Raw genomic sequence first — 22327 nt, forward strand, 5'->3', positions numbered from 1 at the left:
TAGCAAAAATAACTTTTTTACCCTACAAAATGTATCTTTTATCATTTAATTAGGATAGTCGTTTTATATATTTGCACCATGCAAAAAGTATATCTCGACAACGCCGCTACTACGCCCATTCGTCAGGAAGTGATAGATGAAATGGTGCGTGTCATGCAAACCGATTTTGGTAATCCTTCTTCTACACACAGTGCCGGCCGAAGTGCTAAAGCTGTTTTAGAAACTTCGCGCAAAACCATTGCTAAGCTATTGCATTGTGCGGCACCTGAAATTGTTTTTACTTCCAGTGCTACCGAAGCTACCAATTGGATTTTGAGAAGTGCTGTGAAGGATTTTGGTGTAAAACGAATCATCACTTCTAAGGTGGAACATCACGCTACATTGTACACGGTGAAAGCCCTACAAGATGAATTCGGCATTGCAGTCGACTACCTCAATGTTAATCCCGATGGTAGTTTAGACTATGCGCAATTGCAAGAGCTGTTACAAGATGGAGTTAAAACTTTGGTATCGCTGTTGCATGTGAATAATGAAACCGGTGTTATGAGCGATATGGTTCGAATAGCCGCGCTTTGCCAACAGCATCATGCTTTATTTCATTGTGATACAGTACAATCCGTTGGAAAAACGATAATCGATTTACAACAAGTTCCGATTGACTTTTTAGTGTCAAGTGCACACAAGTTCCACGGACCTAAAGGCATTGGTTTTGCATTTGTACGCAAGAGTTTGGTTTTGCAACCGTTGCTTTTCGGCGGCGAGCAAGAAAAAGGCTGGCGTGCCGGTACCGAAGCTGTACACCAAATAGCAGGAATGGCGAAAGCGTTGGAATTGGCGCATGAACATTTAGAAGAAGAAACCCGCTATATCACTGATTTAAAAACTTATTGCTTAAGCCAATTGCAAGCGGCTTTTCCCGATGTAAAGCCTAACGGTAGTAATACTTTTTACAACATCTTAAACGTAGCTTTGCCTTTTTCGCCTGAAAAAACAGCGATGATTTTATTCAATTTGGATATGAAAGGGATTGCGGTTTCTCGTGGTAGTGCTTGTCAGAGTGGCAGTATCAAACCGTCTCACGTTTTGGCTGAAATGCTTTCGGATGCCGATTTGGCTAAACCGAGTTTGCGTATTTCTTTCAGTCACTACAATACTACAGCAGACATCGATTATTTAATTAAAGCTTTACAGGAAGTTTAACTTCCGGTTTGATTTGTTATATTTGAGTTACTTAAACAATTAACTATGAGAAAAATATTTTTAACAGCAGCGTTAGCTTTAGGTTTCACCGCTGTAGTAGTTGCCCAAAAGAAAGGCGATGTTGAGTTTGGTCTCAATATAGGATATAACAATTCAACGATTTCCAATTCGGATGTTTCTGCCGATTCGGCTATTGGATTTAACGTTGGTGGTTCTGTGGATTATTATTTTTCAGATCGTTGGAGCATTAAAGGAAAGTTGATTTACGATCAAAAAGGTTGGGACAACGGTTTTATTGAAGACAGCGATGGATTTAGTTATGTAACCGATTTTAACGTTAATTACTTAACTGTACCGGTAATGGCCAATTGGCATTTCGGAAGCAAGAGAAATTGGTTTTTAGAGTTTGGTCCGTACATGGGATTTTTGTTAAATGCTGAAGATGTTCGTTTCGGAACTGATGTAACGGATGGTTTTAGTTCAACCGATTTTGGTTTGGCATTAGGTATAGGCGTAAAGATTCCGGTTTCCGACAAACTTAAATTGTTTTTTGAATACGAAGGCCAAGGCGGAGTAAGTGATATTTTTAAAGTCAATGAGTTTTCGAGAGTTACTAATAGCCGCTCGAGTTTGAATGTTGGGCTTAACTTTTTACTGAAGTAATCAGCATTATATATTAAAAAAAAATCTGCTGTAGGGCAGATTTTTTTGTTTATGATTTTCCGGCAGCTGCTTTCTTTTTGGCTTTTTCCTTTTTTTTAAAATAACCGCGGAATAAGAAATTACTTTTCAAAGCTTCTAAATTTTCATTTAGTTTTTGACTGGCTTGGTTGATGTTGGTCATCGTCGAGTCGATTTGCTTCACCAGTTTCGGATTGTTAGACAAATAATTGATGGCGCCTTTTCCGTCTTTTGCATTGGAAATTGTAGTGTTTAAATTTGCCACAACTTTAGTAATCTCTTGGCTCGATGAATCTAAATTGGTCACTATATGTCTTATTTTATTGCCCACTACGGTATCTTTTAAAACGCCAATTACATTGTCTTTATGATCTAAACCGGCTATTTGTCGGTTCAGATTATCCATGGTTTGACTGGTTTTTTCGCTGGTAATTTTCAGGTTGTGAATGGTAGTTTTCAAATCGTTTGCCATAGCCGAGTCGCGAAGCAGCACGCCAATAGTTCCTTTGCCTTTATTAATGTCGTTGGTAATTTTGAGTAAATCGGCTGTCAGTTGTGCGGCATTTTCGTTGGTGACGTTTAAGGTACTCAACATGTCGTCGGTGCGGATTCGGTTATTGGATTTGATGATGTCTCCGGGTTGCACCGGAAGTGCTTCACCTTTACCGGGAATGATGTTAATGATAACACTGCCTACCAATCCATCGGAACCAATAGTGGCCACCGCATTTTTTTTGATGTGCGGAAAAACAGTTCTGTCAATTTCCATCTCAACATTGATGGTAGAATCGTTTACAATTTCAATACCTCGTACCGTACCGACATTAATACCTGAATACCGAACATTATTACCCAATTGCAAACCGGATACATTGTCAAAAACAGCAGTTAAGGGTTCGGTTTTACCAAACATTTGTTGCTTGCTGCCAATAAAATAGATGGTCAATACAAATAAAGAAAGACCAATAATAACGAACAGACCAAGGCGGATTTTTTGAGATGCTGTTTTTTCCATAGGGCTAATTTACTTAAAAAAGGCTTTAATTTTCGGATCTTCTGAAGCGGATAGTGTTTCAAAAGTACCTTCGGCATAATTAATACTGTCTATTAATAATATCATACGGTTGGCAATCACCCGCGCACAATCAACATCATGGGTAATAATGATGGAAGAGGTGTTGTATTTTTTCTGAATCGACATCATTAATAAAATAATTTCTTTGGAGGTTATCGGATCTAATCCGGTAGTTGGTTCATCATATAAGATGATTTTCGGCTGTAAGATTAAGGTCCGAGCCAAAGCAATTCTTCGTTTCATTCCTCCGGATAATTCGCTGGGCATTAAATCGATGGCGTGCGCCAAACCTACATTCTCCAAAGCTTCCATGACCATAGGAGTAGTATCTTTGATGATGCCGAATTTTTTGGTATGACGGCGAAGCGGAAACTCTAAATTTTCTCTCACCGACATGGAATCGTATAAAGCACTGCCTTGGAACAAAAATCCGATTTCAGTTCGGAGTTCGTCCAATTCGGCTTGCTCTAATTGGTTGATGTTTTTCCCCATTACGGTTATGGTACCGCTGTCGGGTTCTTCTAAGCCAATCAAACATTTGATCATGACCGATTTTCCCGAGCCTGATTTGCCCATAATCACTAGGTTTTCACCTTCGTATAATTGCATGTTGAAACCATCGAGGACACAATTGTCGCCAAAACTTTTGTGAAGGTTTTCAATAGTGATGATTGGTTTTTTCTCCATGGTTTAACTGTAAAAAATATTAGTGACAAATACAGCAATAAAATCAATGATAAACAACAACATTGAAGTGTATACCACGGCAGAATTGGCCGCTAAACCAACGCCGGCGGTTCCTTTTTTACAATTGTATCCTTTGTAGCAACCTACCAATCCGATGGCAAAGCCAAAGAAGAACGTTTTGAAGGTTGTTGGGATTACATCGCTGAATTGCAAACTGTCGAATACCTGATTGAAATAGAGCAGGAAAGAAACATTACCTTTCATATTTTCTACCATAGCTGATCCGAAAATGGCAATGGCATCACCAAAGAAAACCAAAATAGGTAACATAACTGTGGTGGCTAAAATTCGGGTTACCACTAAATATTTATAGGGATTGGTACCTGAAACTTCCATGGCGTCAATTTGCTCGGTTACGCGCATCGAACCTAATTCGGCGCCAATCCCCGAACCAATTCTTCCGGCACAAATTAAAGCGGTGATAATAGGCCCGATTTCTCTAATAATAGAAATACTCACCATAGAAGGCATCCAAGATACGGCGCCAAATTCTTCCAAGGTTGGACGAGATTGCAGCGTAAATACTAATCCGATGATAAAACCGGTTACACTCACCAACAATAACGAGCGATTACCCATGTTGTAACATTGGCGCCAAAATTCTTTGAATTCGAAAGGAGGATTAAAGAGCTCTTTGAAAAACCGAGCCGTGAAATAGGAGAGTTCACCAATTTCAATTAAAAAATTTTTAAATGAGGTTACCACTTTGGAATCGTTTTCCATAGATTGAAATTAAGTAAAGTCCTTATCAAATATAGCGAATTATACTGATAATGACTACTTATTATCCGTAAAAAAAATCCACTCTCTCAAAATGATAAAGTGGATTTTTGATGTTGGTTGAAACGTAGCATTTATTTTTCTAAAACCAAATATTCCCAAGGTTTAAGGGTAAATACATCATCGCCATTCAAGGTAATTTTTTTCCCTGAAAAAACCTCGGTATAATCGCCTTTCAAGTGATTGGAGTTGAGTTTTACCGTTACCGGTTTGTCACTGTAATTGATAATAGGAATGACCCTGTCTTTGTCTTTGGTTCGTGAAAAGGAAATCACTTGTTCCATTTTGTCGTTGTAAATCCTAACCATAACGCCGCCTTCTTTACCATTCCATAAGGCATGATTGCGGTGTTTTACATCGAAAAGTTTTTTAAATAAACCTTCATAAGGCATTTGACTCCAATCGATTAAATCTTTTTCGAAAAAGGCAAGCGAACGATCTAAACCGGCTTCTTGTCCGCCATAAACCAGAGGCATTCCGTTAACAGTTCCGGTTAAAACGATAGAAGCTTCCAAGCCGTTTCCGAAATTATAAACCATGTTTTTGTTCCATGAATTCATATCATGGTTGTCGGTAAAAAGCATGCGGTAACCATCACGCGGGAATGTGCTTACATCGTGTGCCATGTATTCCACCAAACCGCTAATGCTTTTTTTATCTCGGGTTACAGCGGCCATTTTGTCCCAAAAAGTCCAGGAGTAAGTCATATCGAAAGCTTTTTGATGCAAATCTCTTGATTCCCATTCAGCCAACATAAAAACGGGTTTAACTGAGTCCATTTCTGCTCTGGCATTGTTCCAAAAATCGGTTGGAATAAATCCAGCCGTATCACAACGGTATCCGTCTATATTGAAATCTTTTACCCAATACACCAAGGCTTCGGTCATGTATTTTCGAATGCCGGGCTTGTCGTAATCAAAGTCGATTACATCATCCCAATCATACCATGGTGTAGGTTGAAAATTTCCTTCTTCGGTTTTGGTGTACCAATCCGGATGCTCTTTGGCCAACGGATTATCCCAGGAAGAGTGATTGGCAACCCAATCTACAATGACATACATACCCATGCTGTGGATTTTATCTACCAGGTGCTTGAAGTCGGCTTTTGTTCCAAATTCAGGATTGATACCGTAATAATCTTTCACCGAATAATAACTGCCTAAAGTACCTTTTCTTTTTTCAAAGCCTATCGGATGAATCGGCATGAGCCAAATGATATCGATTCCCATTTTTTTTATTCTGGGTAAATGTGCTTCAAAAGCTTTAAAAGTACCTTCCGGGGTAAATTGTCGCACATTCACTTCGTAAATGGTAGCATTTTTGCTCCATTCAGGATGTTTAACTTCAACGAATTCTTTGGGTTGGTAACGATCTTCGGCGTTATCATTGTTTTTTTCTTTAAAGCAACTCACCAGAACTAAACTAAGCGCAAGAATTGAAATTTTGTGAATAGGTTTCATTTATAAGGGATTAGGAAACTAATGTAATAAAAAAAACAAAACAAAAGTTTTGGTTTATATAATTTTCTTAATGACGCGCAATCGATGGGTGTGTCGGTTTTGTTCTGCGTTATAAATTCCTAAATGGTCTAAGCGATCAATTCTGACTTTCCCGCTGGCGTGGATGATGTAGTTGTTTTCCATCATGATGCCGACGTGGATGATTTTGCCTTCATCATTGTCGAAGAAAGCCAAATCTCCGGGTTCACTTTCTTCAATAAAACTCAGCGCATCGCCTTGACCGGCTTGTTGTGAAGCATCGCGAAGCAAATGATAGCCGTTGAGTTTGTATACCATTTGCGTAAAACCGGAGCAATCAATTCCGAATGGCGTTTTGCCGCCCCAAAGATAAGGCGCATTTAAATATTGGTAAGCTGTGGTGATCAAATCGGATTTGGGTTTGATACCACTGGTTTTTAATCCTTCAAACTGAAAGCCTTCTGTATTGATTTCGCTGTGGTTTAAAAACGATAGCGAAGCGCCAAGCGGAATCGGCAATAGCATGTTTTTGGCATTGGTGACGTATTCCACCAAATCAGCATTTAAAATGATGGCTTCTTTGGATAAATCGTTGAAATTCTTCTCTGAAATAATTTGGTATTGTTTGGAATCAACCCAGCCTTCATAACCGTCGAACTGCAACTTGATTTTAGCCCATTGGTTTTGTCTTTCCAAGATTTCAAAATGCTCACCAAACAACACCTGCGAAACGATTTCGCTTCGATCACTAGACTCGGCTCGTAAAGGAATTATGGCAAGGTTACAAATGGCAAACATCTCAATTAATTATGAATTATAAATCACGAATTATGAATTGTTTCGTAATTCATAATTCGTAATTCGTAATTTTTTTAAGCTCTTTCGATTACAATAGCAGAAGCGCCACCGCCACCGTTACAGATAGCTGCTGCTCCGATTTTAGCATTGTTTTGCTCTAATACATTAATCAGAGTTACAATAATTCTGGCTCCTGAACAGCCCAGCGGATGTCCTAAAGAAACAGCACCACCGTTCACATTGATTTTATTGTTGTCTAAGCCTAAGATTTTAGCATTAGCCAAACCAACCACTGCGAAAGCTTCGTTGAACTCGAAATAGTCTACATCGGCTATCGAAATTCCGGCTTTGTCTAAGGCTTTTGGCAACGCTTTGGCTGGTGCGGTGGTAAACCATTTTGGTTCCTGAGCGGCATCAGCGTAGGATTTGATATAAGCCAATGGTTTTAAGCCTAAAGCTCGTGCTTTTTCTTCGCTCATTAAAACTAAAGCTGCAGCACCGTCATTAATAGTAGAAGCATTGGCCGCCGTTACAGTTCCGTCTTTAGTAAACACAGGATTTAAGGCCGGGATTTTATCTAATTTCACGTTGGTGAATTCTTCATCTTTAGCAAATACAATCGGCTCGCCTCGACGTTGCGGGATTTCCACCGGAACTACTTCGTTGTCGAACTTACCTTCTGCCCAAGCTTTAGCAGAACGCTCGTAAGATTGGATAGCAAAAGCATCTTGTTCTTCTCTGGTAATACCATATTCTGAAGCGCACAAATCGGCACAAACCCCCATAGCATTGTTGTCGTAAGCATCGGTTAAACCGTCTTTCTGCATACCGTCAACCATAGTGGTTGGACCGAATTTCACGCCGTTTCTCAAATGCACATAATGTGGAATCAAACTCATGTTTTCCATACCACCGGCCACAACGATTTCGGCATCACCGGTCATGATGGCTTGTGCACCTTGCATTACGGCTTTCATGCCGGAAGCACATACTTTATTTACAGTAGTAGTAGGAACAGTATTGGGCATACCTGAGAAAATAGCGGCTTGAGTAGCAGGAGCCTGGCCAACGCCGGCTTGTACTACATTACCCATTAATACTTCATCTACTAAAGTTGGATCTAAATTGATTTTATTTAAGGCGCCTTTGATGGCAGCGGCACCTAATTGTGTGGCAGTCACAGTGGATAAACTTCCCATAAAACTTCCGATAGGAGTTCTCACAGCTGATACGATAACTACTTTTTTACTCATGATGTTTAGTTGTTTGTCTCTCGGCAAGTGTGAACTTTACCTAGAGTGTTTGCCTTGCAAATCTAAACTTTTATTGTAAAATAATGAATTGTAAGCCCAATAAATCTTTGTGCGCAACGCTTTGCAAGAATTATCGATTTTGTAGTGCATTGATAGTGAAGTTATTTTGGAATAATTTACTTGAAATGCTAAAAAAAGAAATGAAATAGTTGTAAATTATAGAATGATAAATTACATTTGCAACCGCTTAAAGAAAATGTTCTTTTACAATATTGGAAATTATAGGAGAGGTGCCGGAGTGGTAACGGAGCAGATTGCTAATCTGTCGACGGGTAACCGTCGCCAGGGTTCGAGTCCCTGTCTCTCCGCTCTCGGGGTGTAGCGTAGCCCGGTCATCGCGCCTGGTTTGGGACCAGGAGGTCGCAGGTTCGAATCCTGCCACCCCGACAATTTTCAAGACATTTTCTTTGCATGGTCTCATAGCTCAGCTGGATAGAGCAACTGCCTTCTAAGCAGTAGGTCGAAGGTTCGAATCCTTCTGAGATCACGAATAAAACAAAAAACCAGAATAAAAATCCAAGTTTACTTGAGTTTTTATTCTGGTTTTTTGTTTTTCAATCCCGAAGCTTCGGGCGTAGCTTTGAAGGATGTTGCGCAGCAAAATACTAACTGCTAAACCCTTCAGAATTGCTCATTTTCTTCTTCTCTGAAAATAAAAATCACAATTCCTGCATCTTTTTCGAATCTTTCCGGTCTTACTGATAGAAACATTAAAAATTTAATTATCATGAGAACAAAAAAATCAAATAATTGTGGATGTGCTAACGGCGGGACATGTAATTGTGTTAACTGTCAATGTACAAATTGTAGCTGTCAAAGTTGTAAATAAAAAGCAACCCAACCTCTAAAAGGGTTGGGTTTTATTTTGTATCTTTATTTACCAAAATCATTATGAAAACAACAAAAGACATACCAACATTATTGACTTCAGAAGAAGTTTGGATTAGCTATTCAACCGAAGTAAAGCGCTACATCAGAAGCAAAGTCAAAGATTCGGAAATGACTAATGATTTATTACAAGAAGTATTTATCAAGGTACATCTCAATCTGCAGAAAGTACAAAAAACAGAAAGTTTACGCTCTTGGATTTTTAGTATAGCTTACAATACGGTAATGAATCATTTTGCAAAACCTACCAACATGTCTTTGTATGGCAATTTGTCTGAAGAAGCTACCACTGACGAACACCACAGTCCGATGAGTTGTTTATTGCCAATGATTAAAAATTTGCCGGAATTGTATCGGGAACCCTTAATCCAAAGTGAAATTAACGGAAAAAAACAGGCAGAAGTGGCTGAAATTCTTAAGATGACATTACCGGCTGTAAAATCTCGTATACAAAGAGGAAGAAGATTGTTGCAGGAGGGTTTTATGGAATGTTGCCATTATCGGTTAAATGACAAAGGCTTTTTAGTAGGCGAGCATCAGGAAAAAGAGGATTGTCGAATTTGTGGAAAATATTAGTTATTGGACTTCTTTTCCTTTATAATAATTCACCAATAAATCCACAAATTTACTATAGCTGTCAATGCCTTCTTCTTGTTGGTTTGACTTTAAATATTGGTCGTAAAAAGCATGAAAAGCCTTGTCAATAAAAGTATCGTATTGTTGCCAAAAGGTTTCGCTTTCTTGGTAATTTTTAATGATACCCGGATTGATTTTTACCTTTAATCGGTCGAATTCTTTTTCGTTTTTCATTCCTATGTTCGACATACAGTAACGTAAAGCATTGGATAAAGCCGAGTACTGAAAATACAAATCTTCGTTTTTAACGCCGGCTAAAAAACCAATGAAGTTGCATTCGCTTTCGCTGCCAAAACCAATTTGATGCGCCATTTCGTGGCAAACTACATTCGGAAAACCGTACATCGGCAACTTGTCATTGACTTGCGCTTCGTTGGTAAACGGATTCAAGTAACCGCCAAATCCCATGTAGGTTAAGGGTAAACTCAACAGCGATTTTTTCTGACTGGGAATTTTATACTCAAAATAGGCATGTTCTTTCGCCAGTTGATCGTAACCGTTTTGGGTCAGTTTAAAAATGCTGTCCTGACTGTAAGGATTAACAACCTTTTTTAAACGGTCTTTGGTGATGGCTTTGTGAACAGCATTCGTTTGGGTAATCAATTTTTCTGTGAACAACACCAATTCTTGTTCGGTGTATTCTCTTTTGATTTTCATCTTTTCAAACAACGGTACTCGGTAGTAATTGAATGCCCATAGCAAATGAAATAAAAAGTAGGCTACCGACACAAAACTCAATATCGACCAAACCTTGACTTTCCATTGTATTTTCCGATTTTTATACAGCCAGTATAACGCATAAAACCCCACAAAACTGTAAACAATATCGCCTACAGAAAAAGGAATACTGCCTAATATCCATCGCGAACATTTTGATAGCCATAGGTATAACCCATTGCTGTAAAAACGTTCTACTGATTCCGGAAAAAAGGCTAATATTTTCAGCAGTACCAGCTGAATCAACAAAAACAAAGGAAGTATATATTTACGTTTCAAAGTATCTTTTTAAAATGTAAATATAATCACAATTCAATTTCTAAAGTAGTTAAACTTTGTAACTTTGCGGTACTGAGTCGCTGAGTGACTGAGTCGCTGAGTAACTAAGTTATTATGTGGCTTATAACGAGGCTAAAAAACTCAGTAACTCAGAACCTCAGTAACTTAGAAACTTAAAAAATGAGCCAAGACATCAGAAACCTGGAACCCAAAGTCCTTTGGAACAAGTTTGCCGACTTAAATGCGGTACCGCGTCCGTCTAAAAAAGAAGAGCGCGTCATAGAATTCATGAAAAATTTCGGAAACAGTTTAGGATTAGAAACTTTTGAAGATGATATCCGAAATGTCATTATCCGTAAACCGGCTACTCCTGGTATGGAAAACCGTAAACCTATCGTATTGCAAGGGCACTTAGATATGGTACATCAAAAAAATAATGATACCGAATTCGACTTCTTAACCCAAGGCATCGATATGTATGTAGATGGCGATTGGGTACGCGCTAAAGGAACTACTTTGGGAGCCGACAATGGTTTAGGTGTAGCTGCGATTATGGCGATTTTAGAAAGCAAAGATATTCCGCATCCTGCTATTGACGCCTTGTTTACCATAGATGAAGAAACCGGAATGACCGGTGCTTTGAACTTAAAAGGCGGTATTTTACAAGGGGAAATTCTACTGAATTTAGATACAGAAGAAGACGATGAAATCGACATCGGTTGTGCCGGTGGTATCGACGTAACGGCTACCAGAACTTACCATGAGGAAGAAACTCCGGAAGGTTCTGTGGGTTACACCATTACCGTAAAAGGCTTGAATGGCGGTCACTCGGGTATGGACATTAACAAAGGATTGGGGAATGCCAATAAAATCATGAACCGTTTGTTGTTTGACGGATTTGAAAACTTCGGATTGCAAATTGCTGAAATAAACGGTGGCAGTTTGCGCAATGCGATTCCGCGTGAAAGTGTGGCCAAAGTAATTGTAGCAGGTATGTACGACGAGGCTTTTGTGTTTGATATGCAGGAAATTATCAACGATATCAAAACCGAATTCAAAACGACAGAACCCAACTTAACCATCGAAATTGTAAAAAGCGATTTACCGGCGAAAGTCATGGATCTAGGCGTGCAAGAAGGTTTGTTGCGTTCGATTTATGCTGCTCATAACGGCGTATATCGTATGAGTGCCGATATGGCTGATTTGGTAGAAACCTCCAATAATATTGCCAGAGTAGTGGTGAAAGACGGACAAATTTCTATCCAGAATTTGACGCGTTCCTCAGTAGAAAGTTCTAAAATGGATTTGGCCAATGGCTTGCGTTCGGCTTACGAATTGTTTGGTTGCGAAGTAGAATTCGGCGGTAGCTATCCGGGTTGGACACCGAATGTGAACTCTGAAATCTTAAAAGTTTTAGTCGACATTTACGAAAAACAAAACGGCAGTAAACCCAATGTAGTGGCTTGTCACGCCGGATTGGAATGCGGTATTTTAGGGACTAACTACCCTGGAATGGACATGATTTCTTTCGGACCAACGATTCACGGTGCGCACAGTCCGGATGAAAGAGCGTCGATTCAATCGTCTCAAAAATTCTGGAAATTCTTTTTGGAAATTTTAGCAAACATTCCTGTGAAAAATTAGATTGTTAGACATCTTAGAATATTAGATTATTAGCAACCCGTTCCATACTGAACGGGTTTTTTAATTTATCATTTTTCGAAATTCACTGGGCGTCATACCGGTTTGTTTTTTAAACAACCTGATGAAGTAAGCATAATTTTCAAACCCCAAATTATCAGCAACTTGATTAATCGTTTTTGAAGCGTCAATTAATAGCCTTTTGGCCTCCAAAATTATTCTTTTGGCAATCAGCTCAGTGACGGTTTGGTTCAGTATGTCTTTGCAAATTCGATTGAGGTGTTTGAGTGTAATATTCATTTTTTCGGCATAAAAAGAAGGCGCTTTTTCGGTAGTAAAGTATTGCTCCAATAGTTGCTCAAAATGCTGAATTTTATAATTGTACGAATGTGAGGTATGATTGGATTCGGCTAAGTATTTTCCGGAAATCTCAATGTGAATGCAATCCAGTAAATTCAGTAGTTTGTCTTGTTTATTAGAATTTGCGCTTTGACTTTCCTGAATCATCAGGTCGAAATACGGTAGTAGCGTTTGCAATTCTTCTTTTTCAAAAACAATAGCCGGTTGGTTTCTTACCGATTGGTAAAAGGGATAATCCTCTATTTTTTTCTGTGCAAAATAGATATTATACACTTCTTGCGAGTAAAAGAAGATATAGCCTTCAATATCCTCGGAAAGTTCCCAATGGTGTATTTGTCCCGGTTGTAGTACAAATAAGCTGCCCGGTTTTATGGCGTAATTGGTAAAATCAATTGCATGATTTCCGCTGCCATTGGTGAATAAAACCAAAAGATAAAAGTTATGTCGATGTGGTTTTTCAATAAAACTGTGCGCTTTTAAATGATTTTTAAAAGTGTTGATGTACAGCTCTTTCTTCCCAAAATCGGCTTTAAAATTGTCAATATTGTAAACCGGATTCTTTTTCAAAATGTCCTAATTGTGCTATTATTAGCGAAGATACTAAACTATTGATGATGGCAAACTATTTATCTTTGTCAAAAATTGTATCATGCTACAAAGTCTCTATCATATTTTTCGTAACGAATGTCCCAATTGCCACAAAGGCAAAGTGTTTGCCGACAAAAGTTTTTTCTTCAGTTTGGGTTTCCCGAAGATGAACCAATACTGCAGTCATTGTAACACTAAATTTGAAAAAGAACCGGGTTATTTTTTCGGCGCTATGTTTGTGAATTACGGTTTAACCGTAGGACAAGGAATCATTACTTACGTTATTGCGAGTACGTTTTTTGACAAAACCTTTGATTTGAGAATCATTCCGATTATTGCCACTGTAATTGTTTTGCTCAGTTGTTTTAATATCCGATTGTCGCGGATGATTTGGATTTATCTGTTCAAAAATTATTCGCGTTAGACACCGCTTTTATTGCGCTTGCCGTACCAAATTAAAAAACCGGTCACGGGTAAACTCGCAATCAACAAACTAATCAAAAAGGCAAAAACTTTTCCGGGTAAACCCAATATAGCTCCGGTATGAATGTCATAGTTCATTCGGATGAGTTTATCGGAAGCTGTAGCGTTCGCTAACTTTCCGTAAATGTGTTTCACCTCTTTTTCTTTTAAAGTATATTGATCAAAATAACGATAGTCGGTTTTCCAATAAGTGCCTTTGTCTAAGTTCGCGTTGGCAGCTATCGAGCTCGAATCGGTTTCGGGCGGATGCACTTCAATTGATTGGGCATCGGGATAGTCTTTTTGCATCATGAACCACACTTTATCCAGCGGTTTCTTAATGTCAGAAACTGAGATTTCTTTTTGAGATATCGGATCTTCATAGACCAATGATTTTTCGCCGCCGATTAAAGTATAATAGCTGTAAGCAAACCACGGAAATCCCCAAACTAATCCTGTAATGGCAAAGATTAAAGCGATAGCCATTACGTAAAATCCGGTAATATTGTGCAAATCATAGTTTTTACGTTTCCATTTTATCCCGTCTTTCCAACGAAACCAAAAGCGTTGTTTGGCGGCTTTTTTGTTTTTGGGATACCAAAGAATCAAGCCTGTAATTAACATTAACAGAAAGATTAAGGTCGCCGAAGCAATTACTGTTTGCCCGATTTCATGCGGTAGCCAGAGGTAAAAATGACCGTCCAAAACCCAACGGAAAAAGCCCGAATACATATCGGCTACTTCCAAAATTTCTCCGGTGTACGGATTGAGGTAAATGATGTGGTAATAATCGTTTTGTTTGTTTTGGTCGTCGTGACTGAAAAAAATGGCTTCGGCAGACTGACTTTGGCCATTGTATTTGATGGCGTGCAGCGATTCCTGCGGCAATTCGGCACGGGCTATTTTTTCTAATTCTGAAGGTAGGAGGAAAGCTTTGTTTTGCTTTTCCACAAAGCGATAGGTTTCGGTGATGTTCTGAATTTCTTCCTGAAAGGCGTACAAACAGCCTGTAATAGCGATGATGAAAACGATACTGCCCGATGCCAATCCCAACCAAAGATGGATATTTCTGATGATTTTTTTAAAGCCTACTTTTTTCATTGACTAAGATTAAAAACTCCTCACCGAAATGAGGAGTTCCATTAAACAAACAAAAACCAAATTTTAATCAGGATTAAAATTTATACGTTAATCCGGCGGTTAAACTTCGCAAACGTTGAGGCGTAACGGTTGACCAACCGGTATAATATTTTTCGTTGAACAAATTGTTCACTTTTAAAGTAATATTGAATTTATCGTTGTTATAGGATAGCGCCGAGTTCAAAATAGTGTAATCCGGTAAGGCAAAAGTCCCGATATTGGCTCTGTTCAAGGTTTTGTGCTCGCTCGCATGGTTTCCGCCGATACCCAAACCGAAACCTTTCAATTTTCCTTCGGTAAAGAAATAATTCGCCCACAAATTCACTAAGGTTTTCGGACCGGCTTCTTCCGGACGCAAGCCTAAATAGCCACTATCGGTATTGTCTTTGGTCACTTCGCTGTCATTGTAACTGTAGCCACCGATGATGTTGAAACCTTTAATCGGATTTACCGTTACACTTAATTCAACGCCTTTGCTTTCTACTTCGCCACCTTGTACAGAAGCGTTCGGGTTGGTAGCATCGGCCATTAATCGATTTTTTACATTGATATCATAATAGCTCAAGGAAGCCGAAATGATGTCTTTGTACAAATTAGTTTTCAAACCGAATTCGTATTGGTTTGCTTGTTCCGGATCGAAAGTGGTGGCTACGGTATTGGTTGGTCCGTCTGCTCTTTGTCCGGGTTCAATATTTTTAAAACCATTCATATAATTTCCGAAAACCGAAACTTTATTTTCAATAATTTGGTATACGGCTCCGAATTTTGGTGAAACCGCAATCTGACTTTTGACTTCTTCAGCGGCGTAAGCCGATGTTTTTCCTCTGAATTCATCCACACGCAAACTCGCTATCACCGATAGTTTATTGGTAATATTGATGACATCTGATACATAAGCACTCACCACTTGCGATTCGGTATCCGAATTGGGTTCGAAAGTACCGGCTAATAAGTTATCGATACCGGCTTGGGTTAAATTGGCTGCACCCGAATCGGTTTGGTTTACCAAAGAAATCGTTCCGGCGCCCACCCAGTTATTACTGGCGTTTAGAATATTTTGGGCGTAATAATCGATACCGATAACCATGCGGTTTTTGAGGTTACCGATTTTGAAATCGCCGATAAAGTTTTGTTGGATATCGGTGGCAAGGGTTTGTCCGTTTCGTTTAGAGATAAAACGCGTAAACTCGTCGCCATTAGCTGAATCCCACAAATAGGAGTAATAGCCATTGGTTTTGCTGTTGCTTCTGGATAAAACGGTTTGTGAAGTCCAGTTGTCCGACAATTTGTAAAGCATTTGCGCTTGTAAATTGAAGGTCGGATTGCTGATGGTTAGCTCGTTTGAAGTGTATGATTTTTTATAATTCTGTTCAAATAAGTCGATCGAATTGAATGATAAAGGCGAATAACGACTCAAGAAAATCATGGGTGCATTGGCCGAAGTTCTGTTAGTGAATTCCGTATTAATTAAAAATGATAACTTATCGTTTACTTTATAACTTAGTGATGGCGCTACGAAAATGGATTTAGAAAATCCGGCATCTTGAAAAGAGTTTTCGTTTTGGTAAGCCGAAGTAATGCGTACCGCAACGTCTTTATTCAGCGGCACATTGACATCGGCTGTGATGCGATCCATACCGTAAGTTCCGGCATTGTAACCGATTTCACCACTGAAGTTTTGGTGCGGTTTTTTGGTTACGATGTTGATTAAACCGCCGTATGAAATTAAACTGCTGCCAAATAAGGTTCCCGATGGACCTTTGATAACTTCAATATTGTCGACATTAATTGGGTCTATGCTTCCGTTATTGATGCCCGGTAATCCGTTCACCATAGTTGGCTGTACCGAAAATCCTCTCATGGTATAAAACTCGGCACCATCGCCGCCACGACCGGTAGATTCCCATAGACGCGTTACTCCGGTTGCGTTTTTCAAGGCGTCGTTAAAGTTGGTGACTACTTGTTCTTTGAGTAATTCGCTCGTAACGGTATTGTACACTTGCGGATTCTCGATGTTGTTGAGTGGCATTTTGGAGACTGTAGTACTTTTTTCTCGTTTGTACTTGTATTTGTTGTTGTTGATTTCAACTTCTTTTAAAGCATTGATGGTATCTTTTTTGGTTTCTTGTCCAAAAGCTGCCATCGACACTAAAAAAGCAGTAGCTAGGGTTGTTATGGTTTTCATCCTTATTTAGATTAAATTAAAATAATATTGCAAATCTATAAAGACGAAAACAAATAACAAAACTTATTTAGACTAAATATAAATAATATTTTTTACCGAATTGATTTACTTACGTTTAGACATAAAAAAATCCCGCGGGTTAGGCGAGATTTGATGAGATTTATTAAGAATTATTGGGTTATTTCTTTTGCATCGGATAACTTTCGGTACTTGGTTTGCCTTGTTGTTTTCCGGAAATGGTGGCCACTAATGACTTTTCGTTGACCTTTTTATAAACAATTTTTTGAGGATAATCATGTTTCGGATTTTCGAAAGTAAAGTTGTTTTCTGCTTCTGAAGTGAGTTTAAAATCAACCGGTTCGTCGTTGTTTTGTCCCTTTACAGTTGGGCGATAAATCAAGTCATCATTGACTTGAGTCAACACTATACTTTCGTTGTGTACTGTGTCTTTTTTATTGATAATAAAATAGGTTTGACCCGAAAAAGTACTGTCATTGGTTTTGGTCCAGGTTTCAGTTAAATAACCTTCCGGAGTAGTATTCTCCCATTGGCCAATAAGCCAATTCATTTTTTCGAGTTTCTCAAATTGTTTGTCGGATTTGTTTTGGCAGGAACCGAATACAACAATAGCTATAATAAGGATTGATTTTTTCATAATAGTGCATTAGTATTGCAATAGTACAAAAAAAACGCAAGAGTCACTAGCCCTGATGGTAGCGAAAATCCTTTTTGCCATTGGTCATGTTGTAACGCTTATGGTTTAACGTTGTGGCAAAAAGATTGCAGCGTACAGCAGGGCACGAGCGCAGCGACTGGCGCAGCAAACAGCTCCAAAAAAAATAAAATTTATTGCTTTATTTTGCCTAAATTTGCACACTTTTAAAAGAAAACTGCAACAATGTTAGAGAGATTACAATATGTAAAACAGCGCTTCGACGAGATTTCGGATTTGATTATTCAGCCCGATGTAATTGCCGATCAAAAGCGTTACGTACAGTTAAATCAGGAATACAAAACCTTGAAAGCCCTTATGGATAAACGTGAGGAGCTGATCAACGTGACCGGAAATATCGATGAAGCCAACGAAATTATAGCCGATGGCTCGGATGCCGAAATGGTGGAAATGGCCAAAATGCAGTTGGATGAAGCCAAAGAGCGTTTGCCGCAATTGGAAGAAGAAATCAAGTTCATGCTTATCCCGAAAGATCCGGAAGACGCCAAAAACGTAATGGTGGAAATCCGTGCCGGTACCGGTGGTGATGAAGCTTCCATTTTTGCCGGCGACTTGTACCGTATGTACACCAAATACTGCGAAAGCAAAGGCTGGAGAACTTCGGTTGTGGATATGAACGAAGGTACTTCGGGCGGTTTTAAAGAGGTTATTTTTGAAGTGACCGGAGAAGATGTTTACGGTACTTTAAAATTCGAAGCCGGTGTTCACCGTGTGCAACGCGTACCGCAAACGGAAACCCAAGGAAGAGTGCATACTTCAGCAGCCACCGTTATGGTGTTGCCAGAAGCTGAAGAATTCGACGTGCAAATCGATATGAACGATGTGCGAATCGACTTTTTCTGTTCCTCAGGACCGGGCGGACAATCGGTAAATACTACCAAATCGGCCGTGCGTATGACGCATATTCCTACCGGATTGGTAGCCCAATGTCAAGACGAAAAATCACAACATAAAAACAAAGACAAAGCCTTAACCGTATTGCGTTCGCGTTTGTACGAAATGGAATTGGCCAAAAAGCAAGAGGAAGATGCTAAAAAACGTAATTCTCAGGTGAGTAGTGGCGACCGTTCGGCTAAAATTCGCACCTACAATTATGCGCAAGGCAGAATTACCGACCACCGAATCGGATTGAGTATTTTCGACCTTGACGGCTTCATGAATGGTAACCTTCAAAAAATGATTGATGAACTTCAATTGGTTTCCAACACTGAAAAATTAAAAGAAAGCGAAGTTTTCTAAGATACCGGGCCTCATTCATTGAGGCTTTTTTTATGTCGGAAGCGAATGGCTCGGGCTTTATCCGGAATGGCAGTTCCCGCTGTCCGCGCTACCCCGAAGGTTCGGGGGTAGCTGCTCCCATCGGGGCTAAAGAGGGAACTATCGGAGGGCTTGGGTGATTTTTTACAACCAACATTGCAAAAACTTTGCGAACTTTGCGCACAAACAAACTATAATGACAACAACACAACTTATTCAACAAATTCAAAACAAAAAGTCCTTTCTCTGCATAGGTTTGGACGTCGATTTACAAAAAATACCATCGCACTTATTAACGCTGGAAGATCCGATTTTCGAATTTAACAAAGCCATCATCGACGCAACGCATGACTTATGCGTTTCCTATAAACCCAATATGGCTTTCTATGAAGCCCACGGATTAAAAGGCTGGACATCGCTCCAAAAAACCATCAACTATATCAACGAAAACTATCCTGAAATCTTCACCATAGCCGATGCCAAACGCGGTGATATCGGGAATACCTCTACCATGTATGCCAAAGCCTTTTTGGAAGACTTAAACTTCGACAGCGTTACGGTTGCGCCTTACATGGGCAAAGACAGTGTAGAACCTTTTTTGGCTTTCGAAAACAAACACACCATATTGTTAGCGCTGACTTCCAACGAAGGCGCTTTCGATTTTCAAACGCAAAATGTAAACCACGAAGCGTTGTACCAAAAGGTAATCAAAACCTCAAAAACTTGGAAAAACAGTCAAAATTTGATGTATGTAGTTGGCGCCACCAAAGCCGAATATTTTGCCGAAATCCGAAAAATTGTACCCGATAGTTTTCTGTTGGTTCCGGGTGTAGGCGCGCAAGGCGGTAGTCTTTCAGAAGTTTGCAAATACGGCATGAACGAAGCCGTAGGTTTATTAATCAACTCCTCCAGAGCTATAATTTACGCTTCTAATGGTGCTGATTTCGCCGAAAAGGCTAGGGAAGAAGCATTGCTATTGCAACAGGAAATGGAAGGAATTTTAAAAATTAATTTATGACCAAACGCGATTTATTTAGAATCTTAATTAAGGCATTCGGACTCTACTCCGGAATTTTAACCATTTTTACAGTCATACCTTCCAATACAGTTAATTTAGTGTATCAGTTTGATACTCTTTTATTGTTGGTAATATTGAGTGCCGTTTTGGTTTCATTGGGTCTATTTATCACTTTGATTTTTAAGACAGATGCTATTATAAGGTTTTTTAAGCTCGACACTGGTTTTGACGATGAGAAGATAGATTTAGGAAGTCTTACTAATGAGAGTATTTTGAAGTTGGCTGTTGTAATTATTGGCGGGTTTCTTATTATAGATAATGTCCCCGATGTGCTTTATTACACTGTGGCTGAATTCAGAAATAGGGTTAATCAATTTGAGAATACCGCTTTTTCTGTTAATTATGTGAATTGGATTATCAGTGTGATTAACGTTGTTATCGGGTTGCTGTTTGTTAGCAACTATAAAAAAGTAGCTCTTTTTTTAAATAAGGATTAGCACTGTTCATGACCGAAAAGACTCTTACCGATCAAATAGGAACTTCTCATACTTTCAAAAGCACGCCCAAGCGTATTGTTTCGTTGGTGCCTTCTTTAACGGAGTTGTTGTTCGATTTAGGATTAGAAGAACAAATTGTTGGGATTACCAAATTCTGTGTGCATCCGTTTCATTTCAAATCGACCAAAAAAATCATTGGCGGGACTAAAAATGTCCATGTTGAAAAAATACGTTTGTTGCAACCGGATATCATTATCGCTAATAAAGAAGAAAACACCCTCGAGATAGTGGCACAATTGGCTGAAATTTGTCCGGTTTGGGTTACCAATATCATCACTTTGGAAGATAATTACCAAATGATAACCGACTTCGGACAGTTGTTCAACAAAAGAACCGAAGCGCAGAAATGGAACGATAAAATTCAGTTTGTACAGCGTGATTTTCAGCAGTTCATCCAAGACCAATCTTCGTTTAAAGTCGCCTATTTTATCTGGGCGAATCCTTATATGGTAGCCGGTGGCGATACCTTTATCAACGAAATGTTGCGTCTGAATAAATTTCAAAACATCTACGAAAACAACCCTAATGTTACAGGCAGATATCCTGAGGTTGAAATTAAAAAAATCCGTTTGCAAGGCGATCCCGATTTGGTCTTGTTGTCTTCGGAACCGTTTCCTTTTAAAGATGAACACGCCTTTGAATTAGGCCGATTTACGCATCACGCCAAAACTTTTTTTGTGGATGGCGAAATGTTCTCTTGGTATGGCAGTCGCTTGGTCAAAGCCTTTACCTACTTCAAAAAACTACGTGATAAATTAGCATAAAAAAAGCCGATGCTTTCCCAAGCACCGGCATTTTTTAACTAACCTAACCAAATAATAAAAAAACCAATTTTATTACACTACAAAGATAAGTCTCGATTTCAAGTCCTTGTGTTAAGGTTTTGTTATTCTTATGTTATTGATTTCTAAAAAATTAAGGTTTTTTGTCTTGTAACGCAAATACTTTCTTCAATAATGGAGAAGTTCTGGCACTCAATTGCGTTCTAATGTCTTTCTCTTCCAGGGCAATCATTGTAAACACGCCTTGTAGGGCTTTGTTAGTCGTGTAATCTGTCAGATCGGGATTAATCTTGGTAACCAACGGAATACTGTTATACTTTTTGATGATGTTAGCCCAAACTTTATCGGCACCCACTTTGGCTAACGAACTTTGAATCACCGGACTGAATTTGGCATACAGCGGATTAGTTGTAGTGGACTGTAAATAAGTGGTAGCCGCATTTTCATTGCCCATTAAAATATTTTTGGCATCGGTAAAGCTCATGTTTTTAACAGCGTCTACAAATATCGGAGTTGATTCTTTTACGGCTTCTTCAGCGGCGCGATTCAATAGTAAAATGCCTTCATCGGCCAAATTACTCATGCCCATTTTGCGGAGTGTTTTATCTACTTTTTGTAATTCTTCCGGTAGTAAAATTTTGACCAATTCGTTTTTGTAAAAGCCGTCGGTTGCGGTTAATTTGCTGACTTGCTTTTCAATGCCTTTATTCAAAGCTTCTTTCAACCCTTTGGAAATATCGGTGGACGTGAGCGAACCTAAACTTTGTGAACTTTTAGTAGGTACCTTTTTTTTGAAATCGTCTAAAATTTTAATTTGGGAAATTCCTAAAAACGGAACGAGTAGGAGTAGCGCAACTTTTGTTTTCATAAGCAGTTTCTTTTTTTCAAAAGTAAGCAATCTTCGTGCCGAAAAATGGCAAATAAATGTTAATTCAACGTTTCTGGATTTGTCGCATTTAGGCTTTTTATTTTTCCGATTTTAAATGGGAAATTTTTAATAATTCTGTAAATT

The 22327-nt window shown here is 39.0% G+C and carries 21 protein-coding genes and 3 tRNA genes; 12 read left to right on the forward strand and 12 right to left on the reverse strand.

Annotated elements, in window-relative coordinates; all coding sequences use genetic code 11:
* Nucleotides 1–78 precede the first annotated feature (78 nt).
* Complete coding sequence (locus tag SK086_RS06385; protein WP_324690522.1) at nucleotides 79–1200, forward strand: cysteine desulfurase family protein; 1122 nt, start codon at nucleotides 79–81, stop codon at nucleotides 1198–1200.
* 45 nt (nucleotides 1201–1245) lie between these two features.
* Nucleotides 1246–1863 (forward strand): porin family protein, encoded by a 618-nt coding sequence (locus SK086_RS06390; protein WP_324690523.1) that lies wholly within the window; start codon nucleotides 1246–1248, stop codon nucleotides 1861–1863.
* Nucleotides 1864–1912: 49 nt separating this feature from the next.
* Here SK086_RS06390 and SK086_RS06395 read toward each other — a convergent pair whose 3' ends face one another.
* The 6 genes from SK086_RS06395 to SK086_RS06420 form a co-directional block, all read right to left on the reverse strand.
* On the reverse strand, nucleotides 1913–2896 hold the full coding sequence (locus tag SK086_RS06395; RefSeq protein ID WP_324690524.1) for an MlaD family protein: 984 nt from the start codon (nucleotides 2894–2896) through the stop codon (nucleotides 1913–1915).
* A gap of 9 nt (nucleotides 2897–2905) precedes the next feature.
* Nucleotides 2906–3643 (reverse strand): ABC transporter ATP-binding protein, encoded by a 738-nt coding sequence (locus SK086_RS06400; protein WP_290871996.1) that lies wholly within the window; start codon nucleotides 3641–3643, stop codon nucleotides 2906–2908.
* Between the two features lie 3 nt (nucleotides 3644–3646).
* The gene (locus SK086_RS06405; protein ID WP_324690526.1) at nucleotides 3647–4426 is read right to left on the reverse strand and encodes an MlaE family ABC transporter permease; all 780 of its coding nucleotides are present in this window, start codon (nucleotides 4424–4426) and stop codon (nucleotides 3647–3649) included.
* Nucleotides 4427–4557: 131 nt separating this feature from the next.
* Nucleotides 4558–5943 carry an alpha-amylase family glycosyl hydrolase gene (locus tag SK086_RS06410; RefSeq protein ID WP_324690527.1) on the reverse strand — a complete coding sequence of 462 codons (1386 nt, stop codon included), beginning with the start codon at nucleotides 5941–5943 and terminating at the stop codon, nucleotides 4558–4560.
* A gap of 54 nt (nucleotides 5944–5997) precedes the next feature.
* On the reverse strand, nucleotides 5998–6759 hold the full coding sequence (locus tag SK086_RS06415) for a C40 family peptidase (RefSeq protein WP_324690528.1): 762 nt from the start codon (nucleotides 6757–6759) through the stop codon (nucleotides 5998–6000).
* Between the two features lie 74 nt (nucleotides 6760–6833).
* Complete coding sequence (locus SK086_RS06420; protein WP_324690529.1) at nucleotides 6834–8012, reverse strand: acetyl-CoA C-acyltransferase; 1179 nt, start codon at nucleotides 8010–8012, stop codon at nucleotides 6834–6836.
* 284 nt (nucleotides 8013–8296) lie between these two features.
* Here SK086_RS06420 and SK086_RS06425 point away from each other — a divergent pair.
* The 4 genes from SK086_RS06425 to SK086_RS06440 all read left to right on the forward strand — a co-directional run bounded on the left by SK086_RS06425 (nucleotide 8297) and on the right by SK086_RS06440 (nucleotide 9536).
* Nucleotides 8297–8380: transfer RNA gene (locus tag SK086_RS06425), tRNA-Ser, on the forward strand.
* Between the two features lie 4 nt (nucleotides 8381–8384).
* Nucleotides 8385–8459 (forward strand) — tRNA-Pro (locus SK086_RS06430).
* 26 nt (nucleotides 8460–8485) lie between these two features.
* A tRNA-Arg gene (locus tag SK086_RS06435) sits at nucleotides 8486–8559 on the forward strand.
* Between the two features lie 404 nt (nucleotides 8560–8963).
* Entirely contained in the window at nucleotides 8964–9536 is a 573-nt protein-coding gene (locus tag SK086_RS06440; RefSeq protein ID WP_324690530.1) for a sigma-70 family RNA polymerase sigma factor, read from the forward strand.
* Here SK086_RS06440 and SK086_RS06445 read toward each other — a convergent pair whose 3' ends face one another.
* Nucleotides 9537–10592: a DUF3810 domain-containing protein gene (locus tag SK086_RS06445; protein ID WP_324690531.1), complete on the reverse strand. Its 1056-nt coding sequence runs from the start codon at nucleotides 10590–10592 to the stop codon at nucleotides 9537–9539.
* A 180-nt stretch (nucleotides 10593–10772) separates the two neighbouring features.
* On the opposite strand from SK086_RS06445, the gene SK086_RS06450 reads away from it, so the two are divergent.
* On the forward strand, nucleotides 10773–12236 hold the full coding sequence (locus SK086_RS06450; RefSeq protein ID WP_324690532.1) for an aminoacyl-histidine dipeptidase: 1464 nt from the start codon (nucleotides 10773–10775) through the stop codon (nucleotides 12234–12236).
* Between the two features lie 60 nt (nucleotides 12237–12296).
* Here SK086_RS06450 and SK086_RS06455 read toward each other — a convergent pair whose 3' ends face one another.
* A complete protein-coding gene (locus SK086_RS06455) occupies nucleotides 12297–13160 on the reverse strand; it encodes a helix-turn-helix transcriptional regulator (protein WP_324690534.1) in 864 nt (287 codons plus the stop codon).
* 82 nt (nucleotides 13161–13242) lie between these two features.
* Between SK086_RS06455 and SK086_RS06460 the strand changes: the two genes are divergently transcribed.
* Nucleotides 13243–13605, forward strand: coding sequence for a DUF983 domain-containing protein (locus tag SK086_RS06460; protein WP_324690535.1), 363 nt, complete (start codon nucleotides 13243–13245; stop codon nucleotides 13603–13605).
* On the opposite strand, the gene SK086_RS06465 is transcribed toward SK086_RS06460, so the two are convergent.
* The 3 genes from SK086_RS06465 to SK086_RS06475 form a co-directional block, all read right to left on the reverse strand.
* A complete protein-coding gene (locus SK086_RS06465; RefSeq protein ID WP_324690536.1) occupies nucleotides 13602–14744 on the reverse strand; it encodes a PepSY-associated TM helix domain-containing protein in 1143 nt (380 codons plus the stop codon). The genes SK086_RS06460 and SK086_RS06465 overlap by 4 nt on opposite strands.
* Nucleotides 14745–14817: 73 nt before the next feature.
* Nucleotides 14818–16968 (reverse strand): TonB-dependent siderophore receptor, encoded by a 2151-nt coding sequence (locus SK086_RS06470; protein WP_324690537.1) that lies wholly within the window; start codon nucleotides 16966–16968, stop codon nucleotides 14818–14820.
* A 178-nt stretch (nucleotides 16969–17146) separates the two neighbouring features.
* The gene (locus tag SK086_RS06475; RefSeq protein ID WP_324690538.1) at nucleotides 17147–17623 is read right to left on the reverse strand and encodes a DUF6265 family protein; all 477 of its coding nucleotides are present in this window, start codon (nucleotides 17621–17623) and stop codon (nucleotides 17147–17149) included.
* A 243-nt stretch (nucleotides 17624–17866) separates the two neighbouring features.
* On the opposite strand from SK086_RS06475, the gene prfA reads away from it, so the two are divergent.
* The 4 genes from prfA to SK086_RS06495 all read left to right on the forward strand — a co-directional run bounded on the left by prfA (nucleotide 17867) and on the right by SK086_RS06495 (nucleotide 21297).
* Nucleotides 17867–18940, forward strand: a complete 1074-nt coding sequence (prfA, locus tag SK086_RS06480) for a peptide chain release factor 1 (protein WP_324690539.1) — start codon at nucleotides 17867–17869, stop codon at nucleotides 18938–18940.
* A 214-nt stretch (nucleotides 18941–19154) separates the two neighbouring features.
* The gene (gene pyrF, locus SK086_RS06485) at nucleotides 19155–19976 is read left to right on the forward strand and encodes an orotidine-5'-phosphate decarboxylase (RefSeq protein WP_324690540.1); all 822 of its coding nucleotides are present in this window, start codon (nucleotides 19155–19157) and stop codon (nucleotides 19974–19976) included.
* Entirely contained in the window at nucleotides 19973–20473 is a 501-nt protein-coding gene (locus SK086_RS06490; RefSeq protein ID WP_324690541.1) for a hypothetical protein, read from the forward strand. Before pyrF ends, SK086_RS06490 begins: the two co-directional genes overlap by 4 nt.
* Nucleotides 20474–20481: 8 nt before the next feature.
* Nucleotides 20482–21297, forward strand: a complete 816-nt coding sequence (locus SK086_RS06495) for an ABC transporter substrate-binding protein (protein WP_324690542.1) — start codon at nucleotides 20482–20484, stop codon at nucleotides 21295–21297.
* Nucleotides 21298–21448: 151 nt separating this feature from the next.
* Here SK086_RS06495 and SK086_RS06500 read toward each other — a convergent pair whose 3' ends face one another.
* Nucleotides 21449–22183, reverse strand: a complete 735-nt coding sequence (locus tag SK086_RS06500) for a DUF4197 domain-containing protein (RefSeq protein ID WP_324690543.1) — start codon at nucleotides 22181–22183, stop codon at nucleotides 21449–21451.
* Nucleotides 22184–22327 lie beyond the last annotated feature (144 nt).

Origin of the sequence: Flavobacterium cheonhonense, from assembly GCF_035671315.1 — a bacterium.
Classification (GTDB): Bacteria; Bacteroidota; Bacteroidia; order Flavobacteriales; family Flavobacteriaceae; genus Flavobacterium; species Flavobacterium cheonhonense.